The 19,901-nt window shown below is 61.8% G+C and carries 15 protein-coding genes; 5 read left to right on the top strand and 10 right to left on the bottom strand.

Annotated features, from left to right (window positions below; genetic code table 11):
* Positions 1–268: 268 nt before the first annotated feature.
* Together LQE90_RS09435 and LQE90_RS09430 are read right to left on the bottom strand one after the other, a co-directional pair.
* Positions 269–967 (bottom strand): hypothetical protein, encoded by a 699-nt coding sequence (locus LQE90_RS09435; RefSeq protein WP_114567998.1) that lies wholly within the window; start codon positions 965–967, stop codon positions 269–271.
* Positions 968–1,101: 134 nt separating this feature from the next.
* The gene (locus LQE90_RS09430; RefSeq protein WP_216529540.1) at positions 1,102–1,872 is read right to left on the bottom strand and encodes a class I SAM-dependent methyltransferase; all 771 of its coding nucleotides are present in this window, start codon (positions 1,870–1,872) and stop codon (positions 1,102–1,104) included.
* Between the two features lie 807 nt (positions 1,873–2,679).
* Here LQE90_RS09430 and LQE90_RS09425 point away from each other — a divergent pair.
* Positions 2,680–3,909: a deoxyguanosinetriphosphate triphosphohydrolase family protein gene (locus LQE90_RS09425; RefSeq protein WP_216529539.1), complete on the top strand. Its 1,230-nt coding sequence runs from the start codon at positions 2,680–2,682 to the stop codon at positions 3,907–3,909.
* A gap of 15 nt (positions 3,910–3,924) precedes the next feature.
* On the top strand, positions 3,925–4,470 hold the full coding sequence (gene yfcE / locus LQE90_RS09420) for a phosphodiesterase (protein WP_114566878.1): 546 nt from the start codon (positions 3,925–3,927) through the stop codon (positions 4,468–4,470).
* 90 nt (positions 4,471–4,560) lie between these two features.
* On the opposite strand, the gene cydC is transcribed toward yfcE, so the two are convergent.
* From cydC to LQE90_RS09400, 4 genes are all read right to left on the bottom strand, one after another.
* Positions 4,561–8,070 (bottom strand): thiol reductant ABC exporter subunit CydC, encoded by a 3,510-nt coding sequence (gene cydC, locus LQE90_RS09415; protein WP_216529538.1) that lies wholly within the window; start codon positions 8,068–8,070, stop codon positions 4,561–4,563.
* A gap of 6 nt (positions 8,071–8,076) precedes the next feature.
* Positions 8,077–8,520 carry a YbaN family protein gene (locus LQE90_RS09410; RefSeq protein WP_216529537.1) on the bottom strand — a complete coding sequence of 148 codons (444 nt, stop codon included), beginning with the start codon at positions 8,518–8,520 and terminating at the stop codon, positions 8,077–8,079.
* Positions 8,521–8,851: 331 nt separating this feature from the next.
* Complete coding sequence (locus LQE90_RS09405) at positions 8,852–10,171, bottom strand: Na+/H+ antiporter NhaC family protein (RefSeq protein ID WP_216529536.1); 1,320 nt, start codon at positions 10,169–10,171, stop codon at positions 8,852–8,854.
* Positions 10,172–10,213: 42 nt separating this feature from the next.
* Positions 10,214–11,023: a type III pantothenate kinase gene (locus LQE90_RS09400; protein ID WP_216529535.1), complete on the bottom strand. Its 810-nt coding sequence runs from the start codon at positions 11,021–11,023 to the stop codon at positions 10,214–10,216.
* 146 nt (positions 11,024–11,169) lie between these two features.
* Between LQE90_RS09400 and LQE90_RS09395 the strand changes: the two genes are divergently transcribed.
* Both LQE90_RS09395 and LQE90_RS09390 read left to right on the top strand, forming a co-directional pair.
* Entirely contained in the window at positions 11,170–12,882 is a 1,713-nt protein-coding gene (locus tag LQE90_RS09395; RefSeq protein WP_216529534.1) for an OPT/YSL family transporter, read from the top strand.
* A 277-nt stretch (positions 12,883–13,159) separates the two neighbouring features.
* Positions 13,160–14,227 carry a type IV toxin-antitoxin system AbiEi family antitoxin domain-containing protein gene (locus LQE90_RS09390; RefSeq protein ID WP_216529533.1) on the top strand — a complete coding sequence of 356 codons (1,068 nt, stop codon included), beginning with the start codon at positions 13,160–13,162 and terminating at the stop codon, positions 14,225–14,227.
* 174 nt (positions 14,228–14,401) lie between these two features.
* Here the strand turns inward: LQE90_RS09390 and LQE90_RS09385 are convergent, their stop codons facing one another.
* Positions 14,402–15,424, bottom strand: a complete 1,023-nt coding sequence (locus tag LQE90_RS09385; protein ID WP_114566884.1) for a glycosyltransferase family 2 protein — start codon at positions 15,422–15,424, stop codon at positions 14,402–14,404.
* A 65-nt stretch (positions 15,425–15,489) separates the two neighbouring features.
* Positions 15,490–16,704: a UDP-galactopyranose mutase gene (glf, locus tag LQE90_RS09380; RefSeq protein ID WP_216529532.1), complete on the bottom strand. Its 1,215-nt coding sequence runs from the start codon at positions 16,702–16,704 to the stop codon at positions 15,490–15,492.
* A gap of 223 nt (positions 16,705–16,927) precedes the next feature.
* Here glf and pta point away from each other — a divergent pair, with 223 nt between their 5' ends.
* Positions 16,928–17,929 (top strand): phosphate acetyltransferase, encoded by a 1,002-nt coding sequence (gene pta / locus LQE90_RS09375; RefSeq protein ID WP_216529531.1) that lies wholly within the window; start codon positions 16,928–16,930, stop codon positions 17,927–17,929.
* 82 nt (positions 17,930–18,011) lie between these two features.
* On the opposite strand, the gene LQE90_RS09370 is transcribed toward pta, so the two are convergent.
* Both LQE90_RS09370 and LQE90_RS09365 read right to left on the bottom strand, forming a co-directional pair.
* Positions 18,012–19,226, bottom strand: a complete 1,215-nt coding sequence (locus tag LQE90_RS09370) for an acetate/propionate family kinase (RefSeq protein ID WP_114566887.1) — start codon at positions 19,224–19,226, stop codon at positions 18,012–18,014.
* A gap of 219 nt (positions 19,227–19,445) precedes the next feature.
* Positions 19,446–19,799 (bottom strand): histidine triad nucleotide-binding protein, encoded by a 354-nt coding sequence (locus tag LQE90_RS09365; protein ID WP_114566888.1) that lies wholly within the window; start codon positions 19,797–19,799, stop codon positions 19,446–19,448.
* Positions 19,800–19,901: the final 102 nt, after the last annotated feature.

Here is a 19,901-nt window from a genome sequence, read left to right as displayed (position 1 = left end):
TTCGGCCCCAGCCGGTTCGCTGCAACTACAGCGGCTTGATCTGCGCGTATCCCTGCGGCAAAAGCTCTTCGCCACGGCACGACCACGGCAACCAACCATGCAAGCGAAACACTCCGCCCAGCAAAGAATGGCTTGATGCGCACCCCGCCTAGCCAGCAGCATCGAGAATCGTGCGACGGCGCCGGTAAGCTCCATCGCACAGCGTCGAACGAAAAGGAAGCCGCCCTCACGGACGGCTTCCTTTTCGTTCGACGTACCGGGAAACGCGCTAGTCTTTCGCAAGCGCCTCTACGACGAAATCGCGAGACAACTCGGCGCCCGGCGTACCGGAATACTCCGTCATCAGATAGAACAGGGCTTTGCGAATCATGCTGGGAGGCTCCCCCAAACCGTGCGCAACGTAATCGATCGCTTCCTCGGAAAGCACGGGGCTTTTCCCTTCTTCGTAGTACATGGCAAGAAGGGTCCTCACGTAATCAACCAGGCCGGCACCATCGAGGGCTTCGATGCGGATTTCTTCGAAATCGTCCAAAACGCCTTCGAACTGGCTTAAATCGAATTCAGAAAGCGGTTTGTCAGACGAGATGACGGTATCCAAACCATGACGCTCGCGCTCCTGGAGCAACAACCTGCACAACATGGGTCCCACTTCTTCGTCCTCGAAGAAGCCCTCGAAGTCATCCAAGAACAAGACTTCGTGTTTTCCCAAGTCATCGAAGTAACCGTCATAGACATTTGCCCTCATGGCCTCCGGCAGTTCTTGACAGGGACGATATAGAACGCGCTTCGTGGAAAGAAGGTCCTTGTCCAGCTGCCGTGCGCGCAGCACCGTGGTCTTGCCCGATTCTTTCGGACCTACAAGGAAGAGCTTTTCCGGCTTCCCATGCGTTTGCGTGATATCGATGATCCGCTGAAAAGATTCGCGGTTACCATCTGAGAAGATAAGTTCGTCTAAGGGCGTTAACATGGGAGATCCTCTCTCAATCGCAGAATATGAAATGTAGCATCCCCATGCCAGCCGCATCGCGGTTGCTTACATACTAGCACAGAAACCGAAGGTGGGAAGAGCCGGGAGCAAGGGCCCGAGCTCATCACGGGCGATCAAGAGCCCAGAACACGCAGCGGAGAATAGGCAAGCGGAGCGGTTGCCGCTCGAGATTTCCTGGCAACGAAGCGCAGGCGCCGGTAATCCGCCACCCAACACCCACTGCTCTCATTCCACGACCGCTCCTCGCACGCTTTCTCGTAGTCCTCCAAAACAAGCTCTCTGTCTTCGGGGCGATACAAGGCCAGGCTCTTCGCGAAGCGGGACTCAGCCCACAAGCGCAAGCCGTCGCGACCGTTCTCCAAAGGCGTTGCTTTGTCGAAAGCGCTCATTGCCACAACCTCGAATCCGGCGATCTCCAAAGCACGTCGGTACGCTTTTTCTTTTGGAAAGCAGAACTGGCAAACGTAATCGCCGCTGTGCTTGCGTATCGCCTGAGCATAGCCGTCTTCAAGAGATTCCGCATTGCCGAACGCTCCCATCTCCCCCACCAGCAAACCGCCGGAAGGCAAGCAGCAAGCCACGTTCTTCAGAAGGGAAATCTGGTCGGTCACAAGGTCGAACGCTCCGTCCGAATAAACGACGTCCGCCAACTCCGGGCGCCGATCGCCCGAAGCGCGCGCAACCGTCGAAATACTCGCGACGGCAACGCAGCCGTACCGCTCCAACTCGGTCGAGCCCAAGCTCTCGTCGCATGCAACGTTCAGGATTCGAAGGGCTTCCGCCTTTTTCGCGGACAGGTTCGCAACGGCTTCCAAGACATCGATGAGGGGGCTTCCCTTCATATAGGGCGCCACCGCTTCAGCAAGATTCCCGTTCCAGTCCATCTGCCCGCTCCTTACCGTCTTGCCTCGACCTCCCCTTTCAGCAAGGAGCATAGCGAAGCCCCGACAACGCCGCAAGGCAAATGGCGCAACGCAGCTCAAAGTGGTACCCCGAGTATGACCTCATTTTGAGAAAATACCCTGATTAGCCCATGCGTCATCGCGAGATGTTCTCTATAGTCAAATCAAGCCGCACGCTGCAGCCCGCGTCTCGCATGAAGAGCACGACCCTCTGATCATCCCCGTGGTCACCCGAGCATGCTCACCCCCATCGAGTTCGAGATCCCTGCATCGTGCGGCTCTCGTTTTACGGCGGCTCGATGCAGCCGATCCCGGACGAGCCGTGCTGTCACGATTGGGACTGGCGGGACGAGACCTCGCAGCCTTGCGTTCGCACTGGCTTCGAGGGGCCGGGGGCCTGCGGGGGCGGGGGCCTGCGAAGCCGACGACCTTGCGGGGTCGGGGGCCTTGCGGGGCCGGCAACCTTGCGGGACCGACGCCCTTCTGTCAAAACGGACGAGTTTTGCGGCGATTTTTCGCCTTGTCGGGGCTATGCCGCTACAAGTGTTTTACATCGTGCCTGATCAATGGGCTGTCACCTTGCATTATCCTTATCTGAGGACCAGCAAAACTCGTCCGTTTTGACACGGGCGCGCGAGGACGTGCGGAGGGTCGGCGCTACCGGCAGCAACAGGCGCGCGAGAGCGCCGCCGTATGCTTCGCGTGAATTTCCAGGCGAGCATCAGGAAATGATACAATCAGACTCTACTATCGATGCGATCTTCAACCTCGAATCTCAAAGGAGGACGCATGAACGAACCAGCCTCCATCCCCTACCTTGCCCTCGACAAGGACGTCGAGGAGATCATCCTGTCCGATCGAGCCGCCGGAAGGCGGAACCCGCATGCGTTCGACGACGCGGCCATCGCGCGCCGCGAGCCGAATCCGCATGACGAGGCAACCCTTACGCGCCCCGCCTTCGCGCGCGATATCGAGAAGATCATCAACGTGCCCGCCTACAACCGCTACGCGGACAAGACGCAGGTATTCTCGTTCATCGAAAACGACGACATCTGCCGGCGCGGTCTGCACGTGCAGCTTGTCAGCCGCATCGCGCGAAACATCGGCAGCCTGCTGGGCCTGAACTGCGACCTCATCGAGGCCATCGCGCTCGGCCACGACGTCGGGCACACGCCGTTCGGCCATGCAGGCGAGCATTTCCTCAACAAGTGCTACCACGCGCGAACCGGTCGCTACTTCAACCACAACGTCCATTCCGTGCGCGTGCTCGACCAACTGTACCGGCGAAACGTCAGCTTGCAGACGCTCGACGGCGTGCTCTGCCACAATGGGGAATTCGCTCAGCAGGTGCTGCGCATGGGCGATACTGCTACGTTTTCCCAGTTAGACGAACTGGTGGAAGCCTGCAACGCCGACGAGTCCACCATCAAGACGCTGCGACCGTCCACGCTGGAAGGATGTGTCGTGCGCGTGAGCGACATGATCGCCTACGTGGGAAAGGATCGCGCGGATGCCATCGACATGGGCGTGATCGATTCCCTCGACGTATTCGACAGCACGGTCATCGGCCGCGACAACGCGCGCATCATCAACAACCTGACCGTAGACATCGTGAACAACAGCTACGGATCCGACCGCATCGCCATGAGCGAAAACGTGTTCGCCGACCTCAAACGCGCAAAGCGCCAGAATTACGAGATCATCTACGAACGCGAGGGCATGGTGCTCGGAGCGGGAAACGTGGTGGAGGAAATGTTCGCGGAGCTGTACGAGCGCCTGCTGAGCGACCTTAAGGCGGGCGACGAATCGTCGCCTGTGTTCAAGCATCACGTATCGAACCTTGTAGCGAAATCCCGCACGGTGTCGGCCGAGGAATACCTGGCCACGGAGCCCAATCAAATTGTCGTAGACTACATGGCCTCGATGACCGACAGCTATTTCACGGCTTTGCATGCGCACCTGTTCCCCAAAAGCAACAAGCAAGTCTTCGGACGCGGCTACTGCGCCGATTTGAGCTGAACCGAAAGGACGCCCATGAAACTTGTCATCGCATCCGATCTGCACGGCTCGGCCGCCGCCGTGCGAACGCTTGCCAGGCGCATTGAAGAAGAGGCGCCGGACCGCATCGTCTTGCTGGGAGACCTTCTCTACCACGGGCCCCGCAACGACCTGCCGCAAGGCTACGCGCCCAAAGAGGCGCTTGCCGTACTGAACCAGATGGCGGATTTCATCGTGGCCGTGCGCGGGAACTGCGATGCGGAAGTCGACCAGATGGTGCTTGATTTTCCCTGCATGGCCGATTACGCGCTGGTCGAAGCAGATGGACGCCTGCTGTATTGCACGCACGGCCACCTGCCCGGAAAATCCCCCGATGACGCTCCGGCGCTGCCGAAGGGGTCGGCGTTCCTATCGGGCCACACGCACGTCAAAACCCTTGAGGAGCGCAACGGCGTGCTGTTCGTCAATCCCGGCAGCGCCTCGATCCCCAAAGACGGAAGCGCCAGCTACGCCGTATACAACCAGGGGACGTTCACGCTCAAGAGCCTCGAAGGGGAAACGATCCGCGAGCAACGCTGGTAAACCGGCAAGACGCGAGGCGAAGCGAGAGGCGGCGCGGGGCGCAACCCCGGCAGCGCCCGCATCCCGCTTCACCCCGAGCCCCGCCCCGCGCTACGACACCCGACCTCGATCCACCGTGTACGTCGCGTCGGCCACCGACGCCGTCGACGCACGGTGGCTCACCAGCACGATGGTCTTTCCCTCGCGGCCGTCAAGCAGCGCCTTGAGCACGGCCGCTTCGTTCAAGCTGTCGAGGTTCGACGTCGGCTCGTCCAACAGCACGAACGGCGCATCGTGCAAAAACACGCGCGCCAGACCGATGCGCTGGCGCTCGCCTCCTGACAGCGTATCGCCCAATTCGCCTACCGGTGTGTCCAAACCCCGGGGAAGCCGCTCAACCAGGCTGGTCAACGACGCCTTGTCGCATGCCGCTTGCAGTTCGTCTTCCGTCGCATCCGGCTTCGCAAGCATGATGTTGTCCCGCACGGAGCCTGCGAACAGGTGGGTTTCCTGGGTCATGTAACCCTGCAGCGCGCGCAGGCTTTCCGTGTTCACGCGGCGCACGTCGGTGCCAGACACCTCCACTACGCCGCGAGTTGCATCCCAGAAGCGCATGAACAGCTTGCACAGGGTCGACTTGCCCGATCCGCTCCTGCCGGCCAAGTGCACGATCGATCCCGGCTCGATGCGCACGTCCACGTTGTCGAGCACCGCGACGTCTCCGTAGGAAAAGTCCACGCCACGCGCGCTTGCGCCCAAGAACTCCGACACGTCCGCACCGTCGAGCACGTCATCGGTCTGAGGACGCTCGTCCAGAAGATCGAGAACCCGCGCGCCGCTGGCCAGCGTCTGCTGCAGCGTCGAGCCCAGGTTCGCCACCGCGATCACCGGCCCGAACGACGACATGAGCGCCGACGAGGCGACGATGGCGGCACCTGGAGAGAGCTGGCCCTTCGCCACCAGCGTACCCGCAGCCAGCACCATGACAACGTCGAGCGCCAGCACAAGCGCGTTCACGCCCGCCAAAGCGACCGAAGCGCGCCCCTTGAGACGAACCTCGTCGCACTCCAACAGCTTCGTGCGCTCAGCCAACTCGCGCACGCGATCGCCCGCCCGCCCGAACTGGAGCGTTTCACGCAGTCCGCGCAGGCTGTCCAGCACGAACGCGTTCATCGACCCCAGCCCCTCGCGCACCGCCTGACCGCTTTCTCCGGCAGCCAGCGACGACACGAACGGAGCCACGACGCCCACCAGCGCATACGAAGCCAAAGCCAAAACGCCCAGCAACGGCGAGAACCAGCCGATGAACGCCGCCATGCCCAAGGACACCAGCAGCGCGATCAGCGCAGGCGACAGCGTATGCGCGTAGAAAACCTCCAGGAGCTCGATGTCCGACGTGACAAGCGACACAAGATCGCCTTTGTCGCGGCCCTCGAGCTTCGCCGGCGCCAGACGTCGCAGCGCAGCGAACACCTTGTCGCGCACGAGCGCAAGCAGCTTGAAAGCAAGATAATGGTTGCACAACTGCTCGCCGTAGCGCAAAGGGCCGCGCGCAACACCGCACACCGCCACCAGGACCAACGCCGTCCCAAGCCCCACGCCCTGCGGCAGCCCCGCCGCATCGGCCAGCGCGAACGCAGCCAGAACCGTAAGGAAAATGGCAGCGCCGAAACCCAGCACGCCCAGCACCGCCGCCAGCACCATCCACGGAAGCAGCGGTTTCACCAGGCCCACAAGCCGCATCATCACGGCCAGGTGAGAGCGGCGCGGCGCAGTTGCGAACGAAGAAGCGGCCGATGGCGGCGCATCTTCCGCACTCGAGGGCGTTGCTTCCCCGCCTTCGGCATCGCCCGCACCGTCATCCCCGTTCGCACGCGAAGCTTCGCCTTCGCTCGCGCTGGCGAACCGCTCCAATGAAGCCTGCTGGCGCCACAAACGTGCGAACGCGCCGTCACGCGCCAACAGTTCGTCGCATGCGCCCGATTCGGCCACGCGGCCATCGTCGAGGACGTAGATGCGGTCGGCCGACGCCACGGCGGACAGCCGGTGCGTGATCATGATGACGGTTTTTTCGCGCGCAAGGGCATGCACCACGCGCACGATGGCGCGCTCGCTTTCGGCATCGACGTTCGACGTCGCCTCGTCGAACACGTACACGGGCGTATCGTGCAGAAGGGCGCGCGCCAAAGCCAAGCGCTGCCGCTGTCCGCCGGAGAGGTTCGATCCCTGCTCGGCTACAGGAGCATCGAGCCCGCCCGCCACACGCACGAACCCGTCCGCTCGACAGCGCTCGAGCACCGCCCACATTTCGGCATCGCTTGCCTGCGGGTCGGCCATGAGCAGGTTCGATCGCACGGATCCTTTGAACAGGTAGCTTGCATACGAAACCACGGTCACGGTGCGCGCCGCCGATGCTTGCGATACGCAGCCAAGCGGCACCCCGGCCAGTTCGACCTCCCCGGTGAATCCCGCGTTGCGTCCGCACAGAACGCCCGCGAGCGTCGACTTGCCCGATCCGCTTTCGCCCACGATGCCCGTGAACGACCCTGCCGGAGCGTCGAAATCCACGTCCGAGAGAACCGTTCGCTCGCCGTCGTACGAATACCCCACGCCACGGCACGTCACGCCGGCCTGCTCCGATTCGACGACCCGCGACCCTCGCGCCGTCTCCGGCGCGTCCAGAATCGAGAACATCTTGTCCGCGGCGGCCATGCCGTTCATCGCCGTATGGAAGAACGACCCCAAGGTGCGCAGCGGAATGAAGAACTCGGCCGACAGGAAGATCACCGCGAACGCCGCGAACAGGGGAATCTCCCCGTTCGCGAACTGCACGAGCGCAACCACGATGCCCACCGCCGCGCCGCCGTACGCGAACACGTCCATCACCGTAACCGAATTGAGCTGCATGCGCAGAAGGCGCATGGTAGCGCGGCGAAACGTCTCGGCTTCGTCATTCATCAAGCGATGACGCTCCTCATCGGCCCGGTATATCTTGAGCGTGGTCAGCCCCTGCAAGTTCTCCAAGAACGATTCGCCCAAATCGGTGTACGCGCCCCAGTACTGACGCATGGCGCGCTTGGCGATCTTCTGCACCGCGACGATGGAAAGCGGGATCAGCGGCACGCACGCAAGCAAGGCCGATGCAGCGGGAAGGCTCAACGGCGCCAGGCAGGCGAACAGCGTGAGCGGCGCCAGCACGGCGTAGACCAGCTGGGGAACGTACTGCCCGAAATAGCTTTCAAGCTGCTCGCAGCCCTCCACGCTCACCTGGACCGCTTCGGCAGTGGACACGCGCTCGGAGTACGCAGGCCCCATGCGCACCAGCTTCTCGTACACCTGCTGGCGCACCTCGCGCTTGGCGGCCTGCGCAGCGGCAAGCCCGCAACGCTGCGCGCCGGCCAAACACGCCATCCGCACCGCGATGGCGGCGGCTCCCGCGCATCCCAGGCCGATCAGCCAAGAACCCAGATCCTTCACACCCTCGAACCACGCTTGCACGAACAAGCCGATAAACACCATAAGCGCCACGTTCGCGGCGAGAGCCGCCCACTGCAGCGCGACGTTGACAACAATGGGCCCGCGCGCGGCGGGCACCATACGCAAAAGACGCATGCTGAACACGAACATCTACCTTTCAGTCGACTCGACGGGTCGCGACGGCGCATCGACGTTCGACGGCGCCGCAGGGGACGGCCGGTCGGTCTTGACCACAAACCCGAAATACACAATGTGCGCGATCCACACCCCGGCCACCACGATGCGGCCGACCGGCACGTTGGCCATGAGCGCGAACGAAACCCCCAGCACGACGGTAAGCGGGCCGAGCAGCAGGAGCTTCGCCTTGACGGTCATCGTGCGCTTGGTGGCGTACCCTTCGACAACCGAGCGGTAAAGCCTGGTCGAGCGGAACCACGCATTCACCCGCTCGGAGCTGCGAGCGAAGCAAAACGCCGCCAGAAGCAAAAACGGCGTCGTCGGCAGAATCGGGACCACGGCTCCAAGCGCGCCCAAGCCAAAGCTTGCAAGCCCCCCGAAAGCCCATAACCGTTGTCCGATCCTGCGTTTCTTCATAGACGAGCATCCTTCGCGTCGTACCGACCACGTCGTCCGAAGCCGGACGACCCTTTGTTATCCAAAACTAACATAGATAGGATACGAGACAACCGCCATATTGTAAACCTTGGCTAATTTCCTCAACGCGAAGGACCGTGCACCGGGCGACGTTGCCAGCCGGTCGGAGAAGGCGGAGCGAGGGAAAGCGACGGCTGCGCATGTTATTGCGCAGCCGTCAAGCTCGTCAGAACAAGCCCGGCAGGGCGCGCGCCCACGAGTCCGAAACACAGAAAACGCCGCGCCTTCCGAAGAAGGCGCGGCGTCAGGCACGTTTCACGAAGGTGAATCTTTACACGTTGTCGACCTTTTTCTCAGGCACGAAAAAGATGAACACGAGCGAGCTGATCAGCAGCAGGAACGGGTAGAACAGAAACGGAATGATCTGGAACGCCGACAGCGCATATCCCAGCTCAGCCGTAGCCGAAACGGCCACGAGCATCTGCGCGCCGTACGGGATGACCCCCTGGAACACGCAGGAGAACGTGTCCAAAATGGACGCGGTCTTGCGCGGCGTGATGTCGTACGTCTTCGCCATGTCGGCCGCGATGGGGTTCGCCATAACGATGGCGACCGTGTTGTTCGCCGTGGCGATGTCCATAGCGCCTACCAGCAAGCCCATGCCCAGCTGACCGCCCTTCTTGCTCTTGAACAGGCTCTTGATGCCGTTCAGCAAAGCGGTGAAGCCGCCGTACTCGCGAATGAGGGCGCAAATCGCGCTTACCAGCACGGCCACCATGGTGGTCTCGAACATGCCGGCGGCGCCCGAGCCCATGTTGGCCAGCAGGTCGGTGGGAGCGGTCGCCCCGGTTGCCATCATGATAAGGGAGCCGGACACAATGCCCAGCAGCAGCACGATGAACACGTTGATGCCCACGATGCCGCCGATCAGCACGATCAGGTACGGGACAAGCTGGATCAGATCGTACTCATGATGCACGGTCCCGCTGATGTCGGCGCCCAGCGACAGCACCAAGATGATGACCAGCGTTGCAATGGCAGCCGGCAGGGCGATCTTGAAGTTCTCGCGAAACTTGTCCTTCATCTGGCAGCCCTGGCCCTGGCACGCCGCGATGGTCGTATCGGAAATGAACGAGAGGTTGTCGCCGAACATCGCGCCGCCCATGACGCTGGCCACGCACAGCGGCATGTCGAACCCCGACGCAGCGGACACGGCCACGGCGATGGGCGTGATAAGCGTGATGGTACCCACCGACGTTCCCATGGACAGCGACACGAAGCAGCTGACCACGAACAGAACAACCACCGAATACTCAGCAGGGATAACGGAAAGCAGCAGGTAGGCGACGCTTTCCGCGCTATCGCGCCCGACGGTGCCCACGAATATGCCGGCAGCCATGAAGATGAGGATCATGGTGACGATCGTCTTGTCCCCGATGCCGCGGCCCATGATGACAAGCTTGTCGTCGAAGGGAAGCTTGCGGTTTTGGAAGCAAGCCACCATCAGCGCGATCAGAAAGATCACCACGATGGGAATGTTGTAGAACCCCATGGATATGCCCAAAACGTACTCGAACAGCACGCCTAGGCCCAGATACAGCACGAGGAACACCCCGATGGGCAGAAGCGCCTTCACGTTCCCCTTTTCCATGCACGAACCCCTTTCCAATTGGAACAATCCGCTTATTGTACCCTAGCAACGCCGATTCAGGTCGTGCAATATCCCCAAACCGCGCAAGGTCAAGTGCTCGTCGACGCAGGTCACGCGCTGCGAAAGCGCCGCCATCGTCTGCGCGTCCTCGCCCGTGGCAACAACGGTCGTCTGGTACCCCAGCTCGCGCCACACGGCGTCCACCAATCCGTCGATGCGAGCCACCTCTCCTATCACGACGCCCGACTGCATGGCTTCGCGCGTGTTCTTCCCGATCACCGACGCCGGCGTGCGAAGATCCACGACCGCCAGCTGAGCAGCCGCATCCGATACCGCCCGTGCAGAAAGCTTCAGACCCGGAGCGATGATGCCGCCCACGAACACGCCCTCGGCGTCGACCACCTCGAAGTTGGTCGTCGTGCCCAAATCGACCACCAGAAACGGCGGCTCGTACGCAGCCTTCGCGGCGGCAAGGTCGGCTACGCGGTCGGCCCCCAGCTCGCCCGGATCGTTGTAGCGCATCTTGACCCCCGTCTTCAAACCGGGGCCCACCACAACCGGACGCCTTCCCGTCAGGCTCTTCACGGCGGCAGTCCACGCGTCCGTCAAACCGGGAACCACCGACGCCACGATGCCGTCGTCAACGGAAACGGGATTGTCGAGCGTCGCCAGAAACGAGGAAATGCGAACGCGGACCTCGTCGGCCGTCATGCGCTCGTACGTTGTAGCCGTCCAGGTAGCCGTCAGCTCGCCCGCTTCGAACAAGCCCAGATTGGTCACCGAATTCCCCACGTCAACAGCCAACACCGACTGAGGCGCGCGCGTACGCTGCCCGGCTCGACCCTCGCCCATAGAAGCCGCCTTCCTTCATGAATTACACAATCACGCGAATTTAACGATACTCGTCGCGCGCCGCACCGATTATACTGTACGCGTCCGATCAGTAACCCGACTTCCTAAAACGCAAGGGGAAGCGGATATACGAAAAGGAGAAGGATATGGACTCTGTCAAAGGGCAGCTGACGCTGCGCGGCGTTCTCATAGGCTGCGTAGGCTGCGCCATCATCACCGCGGCATCGGTGTACACGGCCCTCAAAATGGGGGCGCTCCCCTGGCCCATCGTGTTCGCGGCCATCATCTCGCTGTTTTTCCTGAAAGGCCTCGGCCGCGGAAAAGCCAGCCTCAACGAAGCGAACGTCACGCATACGGTTATGTCGGCCGGCGCCATGGTAGCGGGCGGCCTCGCGTTCACCATCCCCGGCATCTGGATGCTGGGCTATGCCGACGAAGTGGGATGGTTCGAAATGCTCCTGGTTGCGCTGTCCGGCGTGATCCTGGGCCTCATCTGCACCGTTATGCTGCGGCGGCACTTCATCGAAGACGCCGAGCTGGAATACCCCATCGGAGAAGCGGCTGCGCAAACGCTCATCGCCGGCAACGCGGGAGGCAAGGTGGGCCTCAAGCTGTTCGGCTCCATGGGCCTTGCCAGCGTCTACACCGCGCTGCGCGATTTCTTCGGCGTGATTCCGGCCATGCTGTTCGGCAACGTAGCCGTTCCCGGCGTTGCGTTCGGCATCTACAACTCGCCCATGCTCTTGGCCGTAGGCTTTTTGGTGGGCACGGGCGCGGTGATCGTATGGTTCGCCGGCGCGCTGTTCGCGAACTTCGGCATCATCGTAGGCGGATCGGCAGCCGGACTGTGGGACGTCGCGTCCGGGCAGGGCATCGTGTCCAGCTTGGGCATGGGCGTGATGATGGGCGCCGGCCTGGGCGTCATCTTCAAGAACATCCTGCCCAAGGCATGGCAAATGATCAAGAACACGAAAGGCTCGCTCACCGTGGCCGCCAGCCCCGCGCCCTCGAACCTTTCAAGCGACGACCCGGCGGCACGGCGCCGCATCCGCCTAAGCGCGGGCATTGCCGCATGCGGCGTGGCGGCCGTGGCACTGCTCATCTGCTTCGGGCTGCAGCTCGGCCCCGTGCCCGCCGTCATCGTAGTGGCGCTTGCCTGGGTGGCTACGGCCATGAGCGCGCAAAGCGTCGGCCAAACGGGCATCGATCCCATGGAGATCTTCGGACTTATCGTGCTTCTGGCCGTGGCGGCCGTATCGAGCGTGCCGCAGGTTCAGCTGTTCTTCGTCGCGGGCATCGTAGCCGTCGCATGCGGCCTGGCCGGCGACGTGATGAACGATTTCCATGCCGGCCACGTGCTGGGAACCTCGCCGAAAGCGCAGTGGATCGGCCAGGCGATCGGCGCCGTGCTGGGCGCGATCGTGGCCGTGGCCGTCATGGCCGTGCTGGTGAGCGCCTACGGGCCGGAGTCGTTCGGGCCCACCGGATCGTTCGTGTCGGCGCAGGCTTCGGTCGTGGCCACCATGGTGTCGGGCATCCCGTCCGTACCGGCGTTCGCCCTTGGGCTTGCGGCGGGATTCGCGCTTTACCTGCTGAACTTCCCCGCCATGATGCTGGGCTTGGGCATCTACCTGCCTTTCTACATGTCGCTTACGGCGTTCATCGGCGCCATGGTCAAGGTGGTCTACGACGCCGTCTGCAAGCGTCGCCGCGCCAAGCTCTCCCCTGACGAGCGCGCCGCGAAAGAGAAGGAGCAGCAGGAGACCGGTCTTGTGGTGTCGAGCGGCGTTCTGGGCGGCGAGTCCATCGTAGGCGTGCTGGTGGCATTCGCCGCCGTGTTCGCCGGAATAGGCGCGTAACGCCGAGCACACAGCAACGACGCGACCTGCGGCATCGACATCGCCGCAGGTCGCGAACCACCGGCTGCGGCTGCGACCCGCAACCGCAGCCGGTGGTCGCGGGTCGCGCTCGCGGGTCGCAGCCCGCATTGTCGCCCGAAACGTACGGTTTTCTCGCCGAAACCGTACGTTTCGGGCGACAATGTTCGTCTTGCGAACCGAATGTCCACCATCCGCCCGCGCTGATTCTGTGAGATGATAGGTCAAGGTCTCATAGGGCGAATGGTGGTGAGATGCGATGAAAGCCAATGATGCAGAACTTGCCGGGCTGCTCTCGCAAGCCGAGCGTGCAGGAAAATGCCTGGTTCCCTCTTGCGATCGCGTTCGGGCGATCTTGCGGAGGCGCGCCGAATGCGGCGCGGTCGTTCGTCCGATGCGAGGCGTGTATGCAAGCTCGGCGTGCTGGAATGGGCTTTCGAGGTTCGATCAGGCGCTCTACGTGCTTCGCACCGTGCAGGAGCTGCATCCGGATTGGGTTTTTTGCCACGAATCGGCTGCCGTTGCATTCGGCCTGTCCGTTTCGTACAGCAGCCTGGACGTGGTTCACGTTGCAACGTCCCGGTCGAGGCGCAACGTCAGCTCGACGAGCGTTCGATGGCATGTGATTTCGGGCGACGAGCCCGTGGTCGTTCGCGGGCTTCGGGTAACGTCGCTTTCACGAACCGTTTTCGACTGCATGCGCACTTCCGGCTTCGAGCAAGCGCTTGCCGTTGCCGATAGCGCGCTGCGCATGAGCGGAAAACCATCGAGCTGGTTCGTTTCCCGCTTCAAGCGCTTGGGAAGCGGCCATGCGCATGTTGCCGATGCCGTTCGCACGATGTACCACGCCGACCCTTTGAGCGAAAGCGGGGGCGAATCCATTGCGCGCGCCGTGATGATCAGGCAGGGCTTCGCGCTTCCCGAGCTTCAGGTCGCTCTGCCGCAGCCCTTGCATGCGGGACGGTTCTATCGCGTCGATTTCCTTTGGACTCGCCTGGATGGAGGCAGGGTCCTCGGAGAGTTCGATGGGATGCAGAAATACGAGGATGCGGAGTTGCTCGGCGGCCGGCCTTCGTTGCGGGCGCTTGCCGATGAGCGTCATAGAGAAGCCCAGATTACGCTGTACGGCATGCCCATCGTCCGATTTTCGTACAAGGACGTGATGGACCAGGCACTTTTCGTGAAGCTGCTCGAAAGGTACGGGATTCCTCGCAGCACCGAAACCGCTCTTGCCGAGCGGAAGCTCGAACGCTCTCGCTCGGATTCGGCGCAGGTTTTCACGGTGCGCAGCTTCGAGGACGGCCCTTTCGAGCCTTTTGGCGCCTAGCTCAGGAAATTGTCGCCCGAAACGTACGGTTTCGGCGAGAAAACCGTACGTTTCGGGCGACAATAGGTCACGAGGATCGGGAGCAGGGACCGACGGACGCGGAACGGGAAGACGCCGATCTCGGGACGAGAACCGAACCAGAAAGCAGAAAGCGGGCCGAAGCCCGCTTTCACGTTAGTTGAACTTGAAGATCTTCTGGGCCATGCGATAGCCGGTGATGCCGATCTTGCGGCCCAAGCCGGTAGGCAGGTTCGTGCCCATATTGAGCGCGCTGCGGCGGATGCGGCGGTACACGTCCGAATCCTGGCGTTTCAGGTAATCCCAGATGGCCTCGCGCTTGTCCTCCGCCTCATCGGTGTCGATCATGCGCAAGAAGATGGAGCAGATGCACATCATCATGGACAGGTAGTTCTCCATGTAGCGCTCAAGACGCTTCTCGGGCACATCGTCGGGCAGGCGCACGGCGTCTATCATGGTGCGCGTCACGCGCAGCTGCTGATCGATGCGCCCGATCATGACGCTTTCGTTCACGCTCTGGTCTTCGCGACCGATAAAGTACCGATACATGTCCAGATCGCGATAGTAGATGGTCTTGACATGCGGCAGCGGAACGTACACGAAGATGTTGTCCACGTAGAACGTGTGCTTCGGCAGCTCCAACCCGATATCCTTCAAAAGCTGGGTGCGGTAGATGACCGAATGCATGAGCAGGTACTGGCTGGGCAGGAAGTGACCCACGTCGGCCCAACCGAACACGCGCCCCTCGGGAAACACGTTGCGGTAGTGCATGACGGTGCGCGACCCCTCGTGCACCTTCTCGTACACGTAGTTGCCGATTACCAGGTCAACGGCGTTTTCCAGCTCGCACTGGAAGCGCAGGTAGCCCATGATCTCCGACATGGCGTGCTCGTCGAGCCAGTCGTCGGAATCAACCACCTTGAAGTAGCGCCCCGTCGCGTTCGCAAGCCCCGTGTTCACCGCCTGGCCATGGCCGCCGTTCTCCTGATGCACGGCACGGATGATATCCGGATACTTCGCCGCCCAGGCGTCGGCCTTGGCGGGCGTCTCGTCCTTGGTCGAGCCGTCGTCCACGATGATGATCTCGATATCGTCGCCGCACTTCAGAATGGATTCTATGCACTTGTCCATATACGCCGCCGAGTTATAGCACGGAATGGCGAATGAAATGGTCTTCATGGTTCCTATCCCCGTCGTCTTGGTAGAGCGCGGCGGGAGCGTACCCGCCGCGCAATCGATGCCTGTTACCCCGCCAGCTGATCGGCCAGCGCAAGCGCGCGGCCGATGATGACGTCCATATTGTAGTAACGATACTCGGCCAAACGACCCAGCGGGTAGAAGTTCGCAAGCGGCTTGGTCAGCGCAAGATAGCGCTCGTAGTGAGCGTTGTTCTGGTCGTTGATGATGGCGTAGTACGGAATCTGCTTCTTCGGATCATCGTAGGAGTGGCTGTACTCCTTCATGATGGTGGTCTTGGGAGCCGTCTGGCCCGTCAGATGCTTGAACTCGGTGATGCGCGTGTAGTCCTCGGTCACGGTGAAGTTCACCGTTCCGCACGGAAGGACCTGCTCTTTGTCGTGCGTTTCGTACACGAAGTCCAAGCTGCGGTACGGCAAGCGCCCGAAGCGCGAGAGGAACAGCTCGTCAAGCGGCCCCGTATAGACGATGGGACCCTCGAACGCCTGATCCTTGACGTTAATAGCCGTGAGCGGAGCGTTCTCGTCGCCGCTCTCGAACTCCAGGTCGAACACGCTTTCCGCTTCGGTGTTCAGGCATACCACGATGTTCTCGTGGTCGAGCATGCGCTCGAACAGCGGCGTATAGCCGTCTGCGGGCATGCCCTGGTACGCATCCTGGAAATAGCGGTTGTCGCGCGACACGAACACGGGCACGCGCGCGGTCACGCTGGGATCGACCTCTTCGGGCGTGAGGCCCCACTGCTTCTGCGTGTAGTAGAGGAAGACGTTCTTGTAGATGAAGTCGGCGATCTCGGTAAGCTCGGGATCGTCCTGCGCGCGCAGCTCGTTGATGGTGACCTTGCGCTCGTCGCCGAACGTCTCGATCAGCTTTTCGGTCAGCTTGGCAGCCTTCTCCTGGCCGAACGCGATTTCCATCGAGTTCTTGTTGAACGGCACCGGCATGTACGTGCCGTACCAGTCCGCCAGAACCTCGTGCTGGTAATCGCGCCAATCGGTGAAGCGGCGCACGTAGTCGAAGGCGCGCTTGTCGTTGGTGTGGAAGATATGCGGCCCGTAGCGATGCACCAGGATGCCCGCTTCGTCCGCCTCGTCGTACATATTGCCGCCTATGTGGCCGCGCTTCTCGATGATGAGGACGCGCTTGCCGGCGCGCTCCGCCAACTCGCGCGCCACCACGCTGCCGGCAAAACCGCTGCCCACAACGATGACGTCGAAATCAAACCTGTCCAGATCAGTGAACTTCCGGTACTGCACACCCATGAAGCTGCCTTCCTTGTCCTTCCCGCCGGCTCATCTGCGCCTGCGAGGGAATCCTATGGTTGAGACGCGCGCTTTGCCGCGCCAAATATGCCGCACGTTATTTTACCGGGAAGGGTCGGGGCTGCGTGGATTATCATATAAAGTGGATAAATTCGGAAACGAATGCGAGCGCGGCCGCAGCGCTGGAAGCGGCAATTTGATACTTGATCGTAAGGACGGTGCCATGAGTTCATTTCTCGATTCCATGCTCGCCCGAGCCACGGAGAACAAGCAAACCATCGTGCTCCCTGAAGGCGACGACGAGCGTACGCTGGCGGCTGCGGAGCGCATCCTGGCCGACGGCGTGGCCGACCTCGTCATCCTTGGCGACGCGGCCGCCATCGAAGCCTCCGCATACCGACTCGACGGTGCGCGGATCGTGGACCCGCGCACGTCCGAGCTGCGCGCCGAGCTTGCAAGCCAATTCTACGAGCTGCGCAAAGCGAAGGGCATGACCCCCGAAGCCGCCGACGAGAAGCTGAACGACGTGCTGTACTTCGGCGTCATGATGGTGAAGGCCGGCCTTGCCGACGGCATGGTGGCCGGCGCTTGCCACTCCACGGGCGACGTGCTGCGCCCCAGCCTGCAGATTCTCAAGACCGCACCGGGCGTGAAGCTGGTCAGCTCGTTCTTCATCATGGTGGTTCCCAACTGCGATTTGGGCCAGGAAGGAACCTTCCTGTTCAGCGACTGCGGCCTGGAAGTGCAGCCCGACGCCGAAAAGCTGGCGCATATCGCAGTGAACTCCGCAAAGTCGTGGAAAACGATCATCGGCACCGAGCCCACCGTGGCGATGCTCTCGCATTCGTCGTACGGCTCGGCGAAGAACGACGACGCCGCCAAGGTGGTCGAAGCTACGGCCATCGCCAAGGAGCTGGCACCGGAATTGGCGCTTGACGGCGAGCTTCAGCTTGATGCTGCCATCGTTCCCTCCGTGGGCGCATCGAAGGCTCCGGACTCCCCCGTTGCGGGCCGCGCCAACGTGCTGATCTTCCCCGACCTGGACGCCGGCAACATCGGATACAAGCTGGTGCAGCGCCTGGCGCGCGCCGAGGCGTACGGCCCGGTGACGCAGGGCATCGCAGCCCCGGTGAACGACCTGTCGCGCGGATGCACCGCCGACGACATCGTGGGCGTCATCGCCATCACCTGCGTGCAGGCCCAGGCGAAGAAAGCCGCCGAATAACCTACCGGAACGGCACCTGCAATCGACGGTAAAAAAGGCGACCCGTAGGTCGCCTTTTTTACCGTCGATTGCACCGAACGCGCTAGATCAGCGGCTCGTTCGCCTTCTCGTGCACGATGTCGAAGGTGTCGCGAGCGATCATGTACTCCTCGTTCGTGGGAATGATGATGATCTTCACCAGCGAGCTGTCCGTCGAAATCTCGCGCTCGAAGCCGCGCTGGCGGTTGCGCTCCTCGTCCAGGACGATGCCAAGGGGCTGCAAGCCCGAGAAGATCATGCGGCGCATCTTCTCGCAGTTCTCGCCCACGCCCGCCGTCAACACGATGGCGTCCACGCCGCCCATGACGGCGATGTACTGGCCAATGTACTTTTTCACCGAGTTCGAGTACATGTCGTAAGCAAGCTGCGCGCGCTCGTCGCCCTGTTCGGAGGCGTCGCGCACGCTGCGCAGATCGTTCGAGATGCCGGAGATGCCCAGAAGACCCGACTTCTTGTTCATCAAGTCGTTCATCTCGGCGCCGGTCAGGTTCTCATGCTCCATGACGAACGGCACGATGGCAGGGTCGATCGCTCCGCAACGCGTGCCCATCATGAGGCCGTCGAGCGGCGTGAGCCCCATGGACGTGTCCACGGCCACGCCGTGGTCGATGGCGCTGATGGAGCAGCCGTTGCCCAGGTGGCACGTGATCAGCTTGAGGTCCTCGATCGGCTCGTCGAGCACCACTGCCGCGCGCTCGGAGATGTAACGATGGGAAGTGCCGTGCGCACCGTACTTGCGGATGGCGTACTTCTCGTACAGCTCGTAAGGCAAGGGGTACATGAACGCCTTCGGCGGCAGCGTCTGGAAGAACGACGTGTCGAACACAGCCACCATGGGCACGTTCGGCATGTGCTTTATGCACGCATGAATGCCCATGAGCGCGGCGCCGTTGTGCAAAGGAGCAAGCTCCGCCAACTCGTCGATCTTCGCGATCACCTCGTCGTCAATGAGGACGGACCGGTCGAAGTACTTCCCGCCCTGCACGATGCGATGCCCAACGGCGTCGATTTCCGAAAGGGAATCGATGGCCTTGGTAGGTCCCTCGGTCAAAGATTCGAGCACCAACGCCATCGCGTCGTCATGATCGGCCATTTTCGCATCGATGACCTGCTCGTTCTCGTCAAGACCATGCTTGTGAAAAGCCTCGGCGGAACCCACGCGCTCGCAGATGCCCTTCGCCAAAAGCTCATGCTGCTCAACGTTGACCAGCTGGTACTTCAAGGAAGATGATCCCGCATTGATAACTAGGACGTTCAACGATCTGCCTCCTTATTTACTATTCCCAAGGGATATATTTTAGGCGCATGCGCAAAAGGCCGTATTCAAAGGAGGCGTCCTATCGGCAAGCGGCGCGCCGTTCACCGAAAACAAAGCCGGACCTTTATGCCGGATACAGCAAGAGCCGGCAAGGCAGAAGGGCATCCCCCACCTTACCGGCTCCGTCTTGTCAGCCCTGCGCCCTTGTGGGCGAAGATGCTACTTTTGCGAAGGATCGCCCGAATTCATGGGCGCGCCGCCCAAAACGTGCACGTGAACATGGTGCACGGACTGCTGCGCGTCGTCGTTCGTGTTCACGATCACGCGGTAGCCGCTCTCGGCGATGCCCTTGAGCTCGGCTACTTTCTTGACCGTGTTGAACAGGTACCCCATCTCATCCTCGGGAATGTTGTCGCCGATGTTGTCGTAGTGGTTCTTCGGCACGATGAGCGTGTGCACGGGCATCTGCGGATTGACGTCCTCGAACGCCAACACGCGATCGTCCTCGTACACCTTAGTCGACGGGATCTCCCCCGCCACGATCTTGCAGAACAGGCAATCCTCTTTGATCATGCTGATCCCTCTTTCCGGTTCGAGCGTATCTTGGGAACGCCGCCGACGACGGCGCGCCCCGAAACCTATCGGCTTCGCCAAGCGTTCGGGATGGGGCCTCGC

Origin of the sequence: Paraeggerthella hominis (assembly GCF_021044775.1) — a bacterium.
Lineage (GTDB): Bacteria > Actinomycetota > Coriobacteriia > Coriobacteriales > Eggerthellaceae > Paraeggerthella > Paraeggerthella hominis.
This window is presented reverse-complemented; position numbering and strand designations above follow the sequence as displayed.